Below are 12,629 nucleotides of genomic sequence, written 5' to 3' on the forward strand. Positions count from 1 at the left end.
GCTGACTGAAAATATTCAACTCACGCTGTGCGAGGCTGAATGCTGATCCAGTAGCGCGTCCGCCGCTGGATGCGCACCGGCTGGGTGACTTCCAGCATGGCCAGGATGGCTTCTATGTCCTTGAGTGGATACGTTCCTGAAACCAGCAGACTCTCAACGTGCTCGTCGCACTTCAGCCAACCGGGCTGATAGCGAGATAGCTCCTGGATGAACTGCCCAAGCGGCATATGGGCTGCCACCAGCAGACCGTCACGCCAGGCATCCAGACCACTATCGAGCGGTACTACCTTACCCAGGTGATGCGCGCTAAAGCGTACCTGTTGCCCCGCCGTCAGGGTCGTGGATAGATCCGGCCGCTCGGCACAACGCATCTGAACGCTGCCAGCAAAAACACTCAACCGGCAGCCATCGTCGAACTTGCGAAGATTGAAACGCCCCTGGGTTGTTGAGACCATGCCTGCCTGGCTCTGTACCGAAAATGGCAGGGCTGAATGGGCAGCGTGTAACAGTATCTCGCCACGAATCAGCATGAGCTGACGCTGCGTAGCCGTGATGCTGACATTCACAGCACTGTCGGTATTCAGATCAAGGCGGCTGCCATCGGTCAGGGTAACCGTTCGCTGTTCCCCAATCCGGGTGTGGTAGTCCGCCAACCAGGGCTCGGCACGCTCCTTTAAGAGCCAGGCGGCCGGGCCCAGGAGGGCAAACACCCCCATGAGCTTCAGCGCCTCGCGGCGACCGTATGCGGGCTTGCTCAATACAGCCTGACGCGCAGCCTTTGAGGGCAACCCCTGCAGCCGCTGGTTGATGGTCTCGATCCGCTGCCAGGCACGCTCGTGCTCAGGATCAGCGGCCCGCCATTGTTGCCAGGCCCGATGCTCTTCCTCGCCTGCCCCCGCCTGCAGCTCTACCAGCCACTGCACGGCCTGCTCGGCGATCTGGGGAGAGATGGGCGCTGTCACGCCATGCACTCCGCGAAATAACATTGCTGAGCAGCCTTGGCGATGTACCGCTTGACGGTTGCCAGCGAAATACCGAGGTGTGCGGCGATATCGGCGTATGGCATTCCGTCCAGCTGTGCCAATAGAAAAGCCTGTTTGATCGGTTCAGCCAATCCATCCAATACGCGAGCCAGCTCCAGAAGTGTTTCCAGAGCGATAGCACGAACTTCCTCGCTGGGAACCTCCTGCTCAGGCAAGGCCGCCAAGGCATCCAGGTAGGCCCGCTCGATATCCTGACGTCGGTAATGATTGAATAGGACACGCTTGGCAACAGTAATGAGAAAAGCCCGAGGTTCAGCAAGCCGGCCCAGCTCCTGACTTCCCAGGAGGCGAATGAACGTATCGTGGGTCAAGTCATCTGCACTATCGGAGCACCCCAGACGCCGGCGCAACCATCCAAATACCCAGGAGCGATGCTCATGATAGAGCTGGCCAAGATCCCCCTGTGGTGAAGTACTGCTGGCGTGCACACCGATATCCTTGCGCTAGAATCCTAGGCATTCACTTAATGATAATTGTTCTCATTATATGCAAGCCTGGATGATTACAACAAGGGTTAAGCTCAGCTTGCCACTATAAATGGGCTGGTATTACATAAAACGTTAGCGTCAGCGGACACTACTCCTCAATGCGTACGATGTTGCGGCAATCTGGAAAGGCGCTGCAGCCCCAGAAATAGGCGCCAGCATTGCTTCCTTGCCTGGCCTTGCGCATGACCATGGGCGAGCCGCATTTCGAGCATATCGGAGACGCTGCCTCGCTCGCCGCCTCCCCTTTGCTGGAGCGCCGGGCTGCTGTGCGTTTGCGCGAGGTCAAGGCCCCGCCCTTCTGTAAGACAGCCATGATCTCTTCCCGCACCTGCGCAGTCGAATAAGCCCCTTGTACCGGAATCTGGATAAGCGGCAAGGCAATCGCCCGACAGACGCCCGCCACAAAGAGGTCCCGCGCCTGCCGATCAGGCCGCTGGTGGGAGCTGTCATCCAGCTCGATAACCGCCACGAACGACAGGTCATCGCGGTTGCAGAGGACGTAGTCGAAATGCTTGGCGCTGATCTTGTTGAAGGCTCTGTACCAACTCTTTTGGTCCCGAATGGCTTTCACGCTAGCCACATCTGCAATGCGGACCTTGCCAAAGATGCGGTAGTCCTCACCAATCGCCTCATCGAGTACGGTTAAAAAGGCGCGTTCAGCAGGTGTAAACAGCGCTTCGTTAAGCACATAGGGAAACGCTCGCTGGGTATCACGCGAACGCAGCGCGATGACGATACAAAGAAAAACAACGACGCCAAGCCCGACATAAAGCCAGGGATGCGCTGACAACAGATGAACCATGAGATGACCAATAGCAGGAAAGGCGGATAAAAACAGATGCGTTATACGCCGGCAGCCTATAACGATGCGGTGTTCAGGATGAGTGATAGTACAGGCAAGCCGATGAACTCTTGCGCTTCCATCGGCTTAACAGGGATCAGCTAAGGGCTCAGCGCTTGCCAGCAGACTCGTATGCGGCCTTGAGCAGACTGCGCAGCCGAAAGCTTTCCGCCATTTTTATGAAAAAGGCCAGAATCCAGACGATGAGCGGCAATCCGTACTGCTGAGTACCGCGAGCGAACTCAACACACATGGCGATGGTACCGAAGAGTGCCAGAATGAGCGCAAGCACGAACAGCGCGACCGACTTACCATCATGTGCAGGAAGATCACCCACATGAGAGGCATTTGCCCGAGGCTCTTTCACCGTCAACTCCAGAAAACAATAAACCTTCGAATAGCTTAGCCTGAACAAGGTATCAGGGGTAGCACATCCAGAAGCTAGCGCTCGCAGATCATACGGACGTGTCGCTCGTACAGGTCCGGCAAGCGCTCGAGAACGGCCTCCCGCCCCAACATGGATGACTCGGCAACAACCTGCTCCAGCAGATCCAACGTCAGCCATTCGAGCGCAAGGGTTGCCAGCGGCTCATAACTGAGGTGCCAGGGCTCTTCATACATACCGCCCCGGTATTCCCGATAAGGTCGAAAAAAGCCGAACTGTTCGATGTGCGCATCGAGCCAGAGATGCAGCTCATGAAACACACCGCCGGGCTGCGTCTCCTCGGGTAGCAGCTGAACGACATACCCTGGCGGAGCCTGGGTCAGGTCAACCACATCGATTTCGGTGCCCCAGTGATGGCGGCTTGCGCCTGGCAGAGCTGACCAATTCAGAATGCAGTCGATGCGCTCATCCACGGCAAGAGCAGACTGATCACGCACCTGGCCGTTGCGGTCATACAACGGCTTTTCACCGGCAAACTTACGGTTCCAGATTCTGAGCTGCGTCTTGTAGTCACGAAAGGCACTGAATGGATGCAAGGTAAATCCATCCCTCCGTGCAGCCTCCTGCATTGCCTTGAACGGCGCATAGACCTCACGATGGATCGCATAGCGTGGGTTATCGATCTGCAACAGATGCGTTCGCGCCCTGCCTGTCAGCTCCCATTCGTCAAGCATTGCCCGCTCCCGTATACGTCTTGATCAATCCAGAAAGATCATGTCATCCAATCGTTTCGAATCCACCCACCGTTTCGCTGCGTTGCTACAAAGCGCACCTCCCTTGGGTGACACTTCCCAAATGGCATACCAGGCCATATGCACATCAATCAGTTTCAAGATGCCATCACCCTTTCGCACCAAAGCTGTGCAATCTCCTGCTCTCTTAGGGAGTTATGCACATTTTAGGTGCAGGATAGTGAATAAAGGCTGACTTATTCTTCCCGGACGAGACGCCTGGCCTACTCTGTGTTTATGGACATGACCTCAATATAGTGGCAGTTGGTTCGGTTATTGCTGCGAACAGCCCGTCATCTGCAGCGCGACCTCTGGTACGCACTCTATTGCAATTATCCGTATTAGGACGACCCATGAAAAAGAAATGGCTGACCCTCTCCGCAATTGCGCTGTGCCTTTCCGCGGGCTCTGCGCTGGCGAAGGACATCAAGGAGATTCGTTTCGGTGTAGACACCACCTATCCTCCTTTTGAATACAAGGCACCGGACGGAAGCTTTGCAGGATTCGACGTAGAACTGGGCAATGCCATTTGTGAAAAGCTGGCGGTGAAATGCCGCTGGATCGTCAGCGACTTCGACGGACTGATCCCAGGCCTGCGGGCACGAAAGTTCGATGGCATCCTCTCCTCGCTGACCGTAACGCCTCAGCGAGCCGAGCAGATCGACTTCACAGACCGCATGTGGTCAGGCAACTCGTCCATGATTATGAAGAAAGGTGCCAATCTAGAGCCTACGGCCGAGTCACTCAAGGGTAAGGTCGTTGGTGTTCAGCAGGGCACCATTCAGGAAAACTTTGCCAAGACCAAGCTAGCCACTGCCGGTGTCAAGGTACAGAGCTATCAGGACCAGGATCAGGTTTATGCTGACCTGACCTCGGGCCGCATCGATGTATCCATGCAGGACATGTTGCAGGCCGAAGGAGATTTCATGAAATCTCCTCAAGGCAAGGATTATGTCAACCAGTCGATTCGTGACGAGCTGCTGCCTGCCGATACCGCCATTGGCGTACGCAAGGGCAACGACGAAATGAAGGCCCTGCTGAACAAGGGAATCGCGGCCATCCATGCCGACGGCACCTACGAGAAGATTCAGAAAAAGTACTTTGGCGATCTGGATATCTATAACAACAAGTAAGATCCGCCTTAACGTCAGCGCCTCCCGCTTGTGGAGGCGTTGGCATTTCAAGACCTATAAGAACAGCGCGATCAAACATGCCGCAGACTTCGTTCGACACCTTTCTTGAAAACCTGGGGTTGGGCGCCTTCGCACTCCACGGTTACGGTCCTCTACTGCTGGAAGGCACCTGGATGACCATGAAGCTGGCTGTCCTGTCGCTGGTGGTGTCAGTCATCTTGGGCCTGCTCGGCGCCACGGCCAAACTATCCCCCATCAAGGCCTTTCGCCTGCCCGCCGCCCTGTATACCACGCTGATTCGGGGCGTCCCTGATCTTGTGCTCATGCTTCTGATCTTTTATAGCCTGCAGAGCTGGCTGGGTGAGTTCACTGATTACATGGATTGGGACTATATCGAAATTGATCCGCTTTCCGCCGGGGTACTGACCCTGGGTTTCATTTATGGCGCGTACTTCACCGAAACATTTCGTGGGGCGATCCTGGCGGTACCGCGGGGGCAAATCGAGGCCGCTACCGCATATGGCATGACACGTACGCAAACCTTTTTCCGGATTACCTTTCCGCAAATGATGCGCTTTGCCCTGCCTGGCATTGGTAACAATTGGCAGGTGTTGCTCAAGGCCACAGCGCTAGTCTCCATCATCGGCCTGAGCGATATCGTCACCGCGACTCAGGAAGCCGGCAAGACCACCTACAAGATGTTCTACTTCCTGATCCTGGGCGGCGTGATCTATCTGCTGATTACTGCACTGACCAACCAGGTCCTGAACTGGCTGGAACGTCGTTATTCTGCGGGTGTTCGGGAGGCTGTACGATGATCGAAATCCTGCAGGAGTACTGGCGCGCCTTCCTCTGGACGGATGGTTATGGTTTGTCGGGTCTTGCGATGACCCTGTGGTTGCTGACGGCCTCGATCGCTATCGGCTTCGTGGCATCGCTTCCGCTTTCCGTTGCGCGACTATCGCGCCACCGTCTCATTCGCTGGCCGATACAGTTCTATACGTATGTGTTCCGAGGCACTCCGCTCTATCTCCAGCTGCTGATCTGCTATACCGGGATCTACAGCATCGAAGCTGTACGCAACCAGCCACTGATGAACGAGTTCTTCAGGGATGCACTGAATTGCACCATTCTGGCTTTTGCTCTCAACACCTGCGCCTATACCACCGAGATCTTTGCAGGTGCGATCCGCAATATTCCCCATGGTGAGATCGAGGCAGCCAAGGCCTACGGCCTGACAGGTTGGCGGATGTACATTCACGTCATCATGCCGTCTGCGCTACGCCGCGCCCTTCCCTACTACAGCAACGAAGTCATTCTGATGCTGCATTCTACGACGCTGGCGTTCACGGCTACCGTGCCGGATATTCTCAAGGTTGCTCGTGATGCCAACACTGCGACATTCCTGACTTTTCAATCCTTTGGTATTGCGGCGATTCTGTACCTCATCCTGTCCTTCACGCTCATTGGCCTGTTTCGTCTGGCCGAGCGCCGCTGGTTGGCCTTTCTCGGCCCGGCCCGCTGACCCTTCATGCAGGATGCCACGACCCGCAGGGATGCGGGCTGATTCATTAGGAGTTACCTCATGCGTCACGCCACACACGACCTGATTTCTCCGGTGCCCGGCACCGATCGCAAGATCCACAGCTTTCATTTCGGACCGCAGGACAGCGGCCGCAAGATCTACATCCAGTCCTCGCTGCATGCTGACGAACTGCCCGGCATGCTGGTCGCCTGGAAACTCAAGAATCAACTCCGCACACTTGAAGACGCAGGCCGTCTGAAGGCCGAGATTGTGCTGGTTCCGGTTGCCAACCCTATCGGGCAGGATCAGCAGGTCATGGATATTCACCTGGGCCGCTATGAGCTGGAATCCGGGCAGAACTTCAACCGTCGCTTCCTGGACATGACCAGCAAGGTCATTGCTGAAATCGAAGGCACCCTGACCGACGACCCCGCACAAAATCAGGCGTTGGTGCGCAAGGCCTTCAAGGCAACACTTGAGCGTGAGACCGCGAATAATCAGCTGACGTCTCAGCGGCTGGTTCAACAGCGACTGGCCTGTGACGCCGAGATGGTGCTCGACCTGCACTGCGATTTCGATGCGGTAGAGCATCTCTACACCACACCGGAAGCCTGGGATCAGGTAGAGCCCCTGGCCCGTTACCTGGGCTCCAAGGCCAGCCTGCTGGCCACCGACTCTGGCGGTCAGTCATTTGATGAGTGCTTTACGCTTCTGTGGTGGAAGCTGAATCAGCAGTTCGGTGAACGCATTCCCATGGGCAGCTTTTCCGTCACGATCGAGCTGCGGGGCCAAATGGATGTGTCCCATGATCTGGCTGAGCAGGATGCCCAAGCCATTCTCGACTACCTGACCCACTATGGCGTCATTTCTGGCGAGGCGCCTGCACTACCGGAGCTGCCGTTCCCTGCCACGCCGCTGGCGGCCGTAGAGCCGATTGAAAGCCCTATAGGGGGTGTTCTGGTCCTGATGGCAAAGCCAGGCGATGTAATCGAAGCCGGACAGGTCATCGCCGAAGTGATCGACCCGATTGCCGATCGTGTGGAGCCTATCCGCAGCTCGGTGTCAGGTGTCCTGTATGCCTGCGCCAACCGCCGTATGGCCACAGCCGGCATGGCGGTCGCACGCGTGGCAGGCACCGAAGCCTATCGCAGCGGCTACCTGCTTTCGCCGTAAGGCTCGTTTCTGGCACACGGCGAGCCCGCGCAGACGGGCCGCCTTGTGGCCGTGCTCCGATGTCTGGAGCACGGCCGTTTGATTGGAACAAGGACTTCATATGTACAAGCTGACCGTCGAAGGGCTGCATAAGCGTTACGGCGATATCGAAGTGCTCAAGGGTGTCTCGTTACAGGCCCGGACGGGCGATGTGATCAGCCTGATCGGTGCCAGTGGCTCGGGTAAGAGTACCTTTCTGCGGTGTCTCAACTTTCTCGAAATGCCGGATGCCGGTGTCATGACGCTGGATGGGAATCCCATTCGCCTGGAGCGGCACGGGAATGGGCTGCGCGTAGCGGATCAGGCTCAACTGCAACGCTTGCGCACCCGGCTGGCCATGGTGTTCCAACACTTCAACCTGTGGAGCCATATGACCGTACTGGAAAACATTACCCTGGCACCTCGCCGCGTGCTCGGCTTGGGCAAGCAGGAAGCCGAAGAGCGCGCTCGCGCTTACCTTGACAAGGTAGGTCTTCCTCAACGCGCCGCCGATCAGTATCCGTCGTTTCTCTCAGGCGGCCAGCAGCAGCGTGTAGCCATTGCGCGAGCCCTGGCCATGGAACCGGAAGTCATGCTGTTCGACGAACCCACGTCTGCACTCGATCCAGAATTGGTAGGCGAAGTGCTCAAGGTCATCCAGGCGCTGGCCGAGGAAGGCCGTACCATGCTGATGGTGACGCACGAGATGGGCTTTGCGCGACAGGTGTCCTCACAGGTCGTTTTCCTGCATCAGGGCCGCGTCGAAGAAGCGGGGGCACCCGCTGAGGTACTGGTCAAGCCACAAAGCGAACGCCTGAAGCAGTTCTTGAGCGGCAATCTGAAATAGACCCTATGTCCTTGAGTGGCGGCTTTCTCTCTGCCGTTCAAGGACGTCAAAAAGGGAACCTGCCTACCGCTTGATACTCCGAAGCATAAGCATGACGGAGTCCATCAGTTGCCTGACGATACGATTTCTTCCCCCCGCCTGGGTGCCGCCTGGTTCGCTCAACGTGGCTGGTCGCCCTTCCCCTTTCAGGATGAAGTCTGGCGCGCGGTCGAGCATGGCGAATCGGGCCTGCTCCATGCGACCACCGGATCCGGCAAAACCTACGCCGTATGGCTCGCGGCACTCAACAGCTTTGCCAAGGACAAACCGCTAACGGCCAAGGGTGAACCCAGCAAACGCAAGCAGGCGGCAGAGCCACTGAGCGTACTGTGGCTGACCCCCATGCGAGCCCTGGCCGCAGACACAACGCGTGCATTGGAAGCCCCCGTCAATGATCTGGAACTCAACTGGACGGTCGGCCTGCGCACAGGAGATACCAGCAGTGCTGAGCGGGCCCGGCAGAGCCGCCGTCAGCCTACCGCGCTGGTCACCACGCCGGAAAGCCTCTCGTTGATGCTCAGCCGTGAAGACAGCCGCGAGATTTTTTCCAGCCTGCGCATGATCGTGGTTGATGAGTGGCATGAGCTGCTGGGCAACAAACGTGGCACACAAGTCCAGCTGGCCCTTGCACGGCTGCGCCAGTGGAACCCTGCACTGGTGATCTGGGGGTTGTCGGCCACGCTGGGTAATCTTCCCCATGCGCAGGAAGTGCTGTTGGCGGGTCATCCAGGCCGGCTGGTTCAGGGCAAGCTAGCCAAAGACCTTCTGGTAGACACGCTGTTGCCCAAGCGAGGTGTGGAGCGCTTTCCCTGGGCTGGGCACCTGGGAGTACGAATGGTGCCCCACGTTGCAGACGAGATCGAGCACAGCGCAACCACGCTTATATTTACGAACACCCGAGCGCAGGCCGAAATCTGGTATCAGGCACTGCTTGAGGCCCGTCCCGAGTGGGCGGGACTGATTGCCCTGCACCATGGTTCTCTGGACCGCGAAGTGCGTGACTGGGTTGAACTGGGACTCAAGGAAGGCAAACTCCGGGCCGTAATCTGCACCTCCAGCCTGGACCTGGGTGTGGATTTTCTGCCAGTAGAGCGCGTACTACAGGTGGGCTCGCCCAAAGGCGTTGCCCGTCTGCTGCAGCGCGCCGGGCGAAGCGGCCATGCCCCGGGACGTCCCTCCCGCGTCACGCTGGTGCCTACACATAGCCTGGAACTGGTCGAGGCGGCAGCGGCCCAGAAAGCCGTGGCCGCCCGGCGAATCGAATCCCGCAGCGCGCCGCCCAAGCCATTGGATGTACTGGTACAACACCTCGTCACCATTGCGTTGGGCGGCGGTTTCGATCCGCAGGCCTTGCTCAAGGAAGTCCGTACAGCCTGGGCTTATCGCGAACTGACGGACGAGGAATGGGCATGGTCCCTGGCCTTTGTTCGTCACGGCGGTCACTCGCTCACGGCCTACCCCGACTACCGCCGTGTAGAGCCGGATGAGCATGGTATCTGGCGCGTACCGGACCGCCAACTGGCCCGCCGGCATCGCATGGGTATTGGCACCATTGTCAGCGAGTCGGCCCTACGGGTGCAGTTCTGGACCAAAGGCGGCGGTGGCGGCAAGTTGGGCAGTATTGAGGAAGGTTTTATCGCCCGCCTGAAGCCCGGTGATCATTTTCTGTTTGCTGGCCGCGTGCTGGAACTGGTACGTGTGGAAAACATGACTGTCTATGTACGACGGGCCAGCAGCAAGAAAGCGGCCACTCCACGGTGGAGCGGAATGCGTATGCCGCTGTCGGACGAGATGGCCGAAGCCGTCATTGATGAGCTTACCGAGGCGGATCAGGCGCGGTTGACCTCTCCCGAAATGCAACTGGTCAAGCCGCTACTGGAGGTCCAGAAGCAGTGGTCTGCCCTGCCGACCCGCAATCATTTGCTGGGGGAAACGATGAAATCCCGAGAGGGCTGGCACCTGTTTCTCTATCCGTTTGCAGGACGACATGCACACCTGGGCTTGGCGAGCCTTCTGGCCTGGCGCATCGCCCAGAAACGACCGATCAGCTTTTCCATTGCCATCAATGATTACGGCTTTGAGCTGCTGTCGCCTAGCAAGGTGAACTGGGAAGAGGAGCTGAACGCCGAGCTGTTTTCCACCGCGACGCTTCTTGCCGATGTCATTGCCAGCCTGAACGCCAGTGAACTGGCACAGCGACGGTTCCGCGAAATCGCCCGCATCTCAGGGCTTATCTTTACCGGCTACCCGGGCGCGCAAAAAAGTACCCGGCAGCTACAGGCCAGCAGCAGTCTTTTTTTCCAGGTGTTCCAGCAATACGACCCTGAGAACTTGTTGCTTACCCAGGCTGAGCAAGAGGTACTGCGCCAGGAGTTGGATGTACGAAGGTTGGAAAAAGCCCTGAATCGCATGCAGGCACTTGAACTCAACCTGCACGCCATTGAGCGCCCTACTCCCTTCAGCTTTCCGCTTCTGGTCGAGCGTTATCGCGAAAGCATGAGTTCAGAGAAACTGGCGGACCGGATTGCACGTATGGTTCAAGATCTGGAAAACGCCGCCGGACCCGGTGATTACGAGCTGCCCGGCGAAGGGAATGACCTGATGGGATTAGGTGCAGGAGAATCAGACCTGCCCGCTCGCCGCAAGGGGCGTGCTCCGCGTCAGACCAAAACCGGGCTTCCTCGTACAAAACGGCAAAAGACTGTGTAGCAATTCACGCTTTATCAGCATAAAGGATGAGTGCAATATCACACAATTAATTGGCGCGGTAAAATTGACAACTGCTTCATAAGTAGTTGATATGAAAAATCTTTTTAGTGCCTTACTGCTATTGTTGTCGGCCAAGGCGCGTGCGCCCGAATGGCAGGAAAGTCCCACGTTGGCCCAGTTGTTCAAGCGAGCCAACCTCAAGGGTACATTCGTGCTTTACGATGTCTCGGCAGATACGTTTACCGGGTATGACCGGACACGTGCAGACACCCGTTTTGTTCCCGATTCCACCTTCAAGATCGTCAACAGCCTGATCGGTCTTTCCACCGCAACCATTCGTAACGTGAGTGAGGTACTGCCCTATGGAGGGCAACCGCAGCCCTTTCCTGAATGGCAGCGTGACCTGGGGTTACGTGATGCGATCAAGGTCTCCAGCGTACCGGTTTATCAGGAGCTGGCACGACGTATCGGCCTTGAACGCATGCAGGACTTTGTGCGCAGGCTCGAATACGGCAATGCGCAAGTAGGCGACAGTGTGGACGATTTCTGGCTGGCCGGACCGCTCAAGATCAGCGCCCTGGAGCAGGTACGCTTTTTGGCACGCCTGGCACAGGAACGCTTGCCTCTGCCCGAAACCGTACAGGCGACGGTACGCGACCTGATTTGTCTGGAGCAGGGAAAAGACTGGACGCTGTACGGTAAAACCGGTTGGGTTCAGAACCAAGACCCTGACCTTGGCTGGTGGGTCGGCTGGATTGAAAAACAGGGGCTGGTCTATACCTTTGCGCTCAATATTGACATGCCCAACCCTCAGGAACGGCACTTGCGCATTGATCTGGGTAGGGATTGCCTTAGATCGCTGGGCATCCTGTAGACGCCGGGCAGCCTGTTGTCTGCCCAGGCTACGCTCCCAGGAACGAGGCTGTTAAAGTGGCAGGCTTTCCGCTGTTCTTGCATGTGCATGCGTACCCATATTCCCGTATCCCTTGCCGGCACTGAGGTGTGGTTGCTGGCTGACAAGGCCGTCTACTGGCCCGAGCAGAAGGCGCTGTTGATTGCCGATATCCATTTTGGCAAGGCAGCTGCCTTTCGTGCCCTTGGGCAGCCAGTACCCCATGGAACCACCGCTACCAACCTGGCTCGCCTGGATGCACTGCTGGAAGCCTACCCGACCGAGCGCCTGTACTTTCTTGGCGACTTCCTGCATGCACCGGAATCCCACGCTCCGACTACGCTCAGTGCGTTGGCGCGATGGCGTAACGCAAACCCATCGCTGCTCATCACCCTGATTCGAGGTAATCATGATCTACGTGCAGGGGACCCGCCCGCCTTGCTCAAGATCAACGTAGTGCCCGAGCCGCTTTTGATCGGTCCATTGGCGTTACAGCATGAGCCGGAATCGCACCCCAGCCACGTTGTGCTGGCGGGCCATATCCATCCGGCGTTCAGTCTGAGCGGCCGGGGGCGCCAGCGTCTGCGCCTGCCCTGCTTCTGTCTGGATAATGATGTGCTGTTGCTGCCGGCCTTTGGTGACTTTACCGGCGGATGGGAGATCAAGGCCCTGCCGGGCCGAAGGATCTTTGTGGTAGGTGATGGTAGGATCTGGCCATTGGGCTGATCCTGGGAACGCTGCTACT

At 57.5% G+C, this 12,629-nt stretch carries 14 protein-coding genes; 8 read left to right on the forward strand and 6 right to left on the reverse strand.

Annotated elements, in window-relative coordinates; all coding sequences use genetic code 11:
- Positions 1-20 precede the first annotated feature (20 nt).
- The 6 genes from JQR90_RS12685 to JQR90_RS12710 all read right to left on the reverse strand — a co-directional run bounded on the left by JQR90_RS12685 (position 21) and on the right by JQR90_RS12710 (position 3,650).
- Complete coding sequence (locus JQR90_RS12685) at positions 21-986, reverse strand: FecR domain-containing protein (RefSeq protein WP_010795002.1); 966 nt, start codon at positions 984-986, stop codon at positions 21-23.
- Entirely contained in the window at positions 959-1,471 is a 513-nt protein-coding gene (locus tag JQR90_RS12690; protein ID WP_010795003.1) for a sigma-70 family RNA polymerase sigma factor, read from the reverse strand. The genes JQR90_RS12685 and JQR90_RS12690 overlap by 28 nt, the downstream gene beginning before the upstream one ends.
- A 148-nt stretch (positions 1,472-1,619) precedes the next feature.
- On the reverse strand, positions 1,620-2,333 hold the full coding sequence (locus tag JQR90_RS12695; RefSeq protein WP_010795004.1) for a DUF2726 domain-containing protein: 714 nt from the start codon (positions 2,331-2,333) through the stop codon (positions 1,620-1,622).
- A gap of 148 nt (positions 2,334-2,481) precedes the next feature.
- Positions 2,482-2,739 (reverse strand): hypothetical protein, encoded by a 258-nt coding sequence (locus tag JQR90_RS12700; protein ID WP_010795005.1) that lies wholly within the window; start codon positions 2,737-2,739, stop codon positions 2,482-2,484.
- A gap of 74 nt (positions 2,740-2,813) precedes the next feature.
- Positions 2,814-3,491, reverse strand: a complete 678-nt coding sequence (locus tag JQR90_RS12705) for a M15 family metallopeptidase (RefSeq protein ID WP_010795006.1) — start codon at positions 3,489-3,491, stop codon at positions 2,814-2,816.
- Positions 3,492-3,515: 24 nt separating this feature from the next.
- Positions 3,516-3,650, reverse strand: coding sequence for a hypothetical protein (locus tag JQR90_RS12710; protein ID WP_256205441.1), 135 nt, complete (start codon positions 3,648-3,650; stop codon positions 3,516-3,518).
- Between the two features lie 251 nt (positions 3,651-3,901).
- On the opposite strand from JQR90_RS12710, the gene JQR90_RS12715 reads away from it, so the two are divergent.
- From JQR90_RS12715 to pdeM, 8 genes are all read left to right on the forward strand, one after another.
- Positions 3,902-4,681 carry a transporter substrate-binding domain-containing protein gene (locus JQR90_RS12715; protein ID WP_010795007.1) on the forward strand — a complete coding sequence of 260 codons (780 nt, stop codon included), beginning with the start codon at positions 3,902-3,904 and terminating at the stop codon, positions 4,679-4,681.
- Positions 4,682-4,758: 77 nt separating this feature from the next.
- Positions 4,759-5,499, forward strand: coding sequence for an ABC transporter permease (locus JQR90_RS12720; protein WP_010795008.1), 741 nt, complete (start codon positions 4,759-4,761; stop codon positions 5,497-5,499).
- A complete protein-coding gene (locus JQR90_RS12725) occupies positions 5,496-6,206 on the forward strand; it encodes an ABC transporter permease (protein ID WP_010795009.1) in 711 nt (236 codons plus the stop codon). Before JQR90_RS12720 ends, JQR90_RS12725 begins: the two co-directional genes overlap by 4 nt.
- Positions 6,207-6,266: 60 nt before the next feature.
- Positions 6,267-7,379 carry a succinylglutamate desuccinylase/aspartoacylase family protein gene (locus JQR90_RS12730; protein WP_010795010.1) on the forward strand — a complete coding sequence of 371 codons (1,113 nt, stop codon included), beginning with the start codon at positions 6,267-6,269 and terminating at the stop codon, positions 7,377-7,379.
- A gap of 100 nt (positions 7,380-7,479) precedes the next feature.
- Entirely contained in the window at positions 7,480-8,244 is a 765-nt protein-coding gene (locus tag JQR90_RS12735; protein WP_416614402.1) for an ABC transporter ATP-binding protein, read from the forward strand.
- 108 nt (positions 8,245-8,352) lie between these two features.
- Positions 8,353-10,992, forward strand: coding sequence for a ligase-associated DNA damage response DEXH box helicase (locus JQR90_RS12740; protein ID WP_434140038.1), 2,640 nt, complete (start codon positions 8,353-8,355; stop codon positions 10,990-10,992).
- 91 nt (positions 10,993-11,083) lie between these two features.
- Positions 11,084-11,866, forward strand: coding sequence for a class D beta-lactamase (gene blaOXA / locus JQR90_RS12745; protein WP_074823702.1), 783 nt, complete (start codon positions 11,084-11,086; stop codon positions 11,864-11,866).
- Positions 11,867-11,953: 87 nt separating this feature from the next.
- A complete protein-coding gene (pdeM, locus tag JQR90_RS12750; protein ID WP_434140039.1) occupies positions 11,954-12,610 on the forward strand; it encodes a ligase-associated DNA damage response endonuclease PdeM in 657 nt (218 codons plus the stop codon).
- Positions 12,611-12,629 lie beyond the last annotated feature (19 nt).

Origin of the sequence: Pseudomonas sp. JZ114 (assembly GCF_051027705.1) — a bacterium.
Taxonomy (GTDB): domain Bacteria; phylum Pseudomonadota; class Gammaproteobacteria; order Pseudomonadales; family Pseudomonadaceae; genus Chryseomonas; species Chryseomonas luteola.

Excerpts from the sequence above, each read along its gene's own strand:
- JQR90_RS12720 (WP_010795008.1), top strand. The coding sequence starts at position 4,759 with ATGCCGCAGACTTCGTTCGACACCTTTCTTGAAAACCTGGGGTTGGGC.
- JQR90_RS12705 (WP_010795006.1), bottom strand. The coding sequence starts at position 3,491 with ATGCTTGACGAATGGGAGCTGACAGGCAGGGCGCGAACGCATCTGTTG.
- blaOXA (WP_074823702.1), top strand. The coding sequence starts at position 11,084 with ATGAAAAATCTTTTTAGTGCCTTACTGCTATTGTTGTCGGCCAAGGCG.
- JQR90_RS12685 (WP_010795002.1), bottom strand. The coding sequence starts at position 986 with ATGTTATTTCGCGGAGTGCATGGCGTGACAGCGCCCATCTCTCCCCAG.
- JQR90_RS12730 (WP_010795010.1), top strand. The coding sequence starts at position 6,267 with ATGCGTCACGCCACACACGACCTGATTTCTCCGGTGCCCGGCACCGAT.
- JQR90_RS12725 (WP_010795009.1), top strand. The coding sequence starts at position 5,496 with ATGATCGAAATCCTGCAGGAGTACTGGCGCGCCTTCCTCTGGACGGAT.
- JQR90_RS12735 (WP_416614402.1), top strand. The coding sequence starts at position 7,480 with ATGTACAAGCTGACCGTCGAAGGGCTGCATAAGCGTTACGGCGATATC.
- pdeM (WP_434140039.1), top strand. The coding sequence starts at position 11,954 with ATGCGTACCCATATTCCCGTATCCCTTGCCGGCACTGAGGTGTGGTTG.
- JQR90_RS12715 (WP_010795007.1), top strand. The coding sequence starts at position 3,902 with ATGAAAAAGAAATGGCTGACCCTCTCCGCAATTGCGCTGTGCCTTTCC.
- JQR90_RS12695 (WP_010795004.1), bottom strand. The coding sequence starts at position 2,333 with ATGGTTCATCTGTTGTCAGCGCATCCCTGGCTTTATGTCGGGCTTGGC.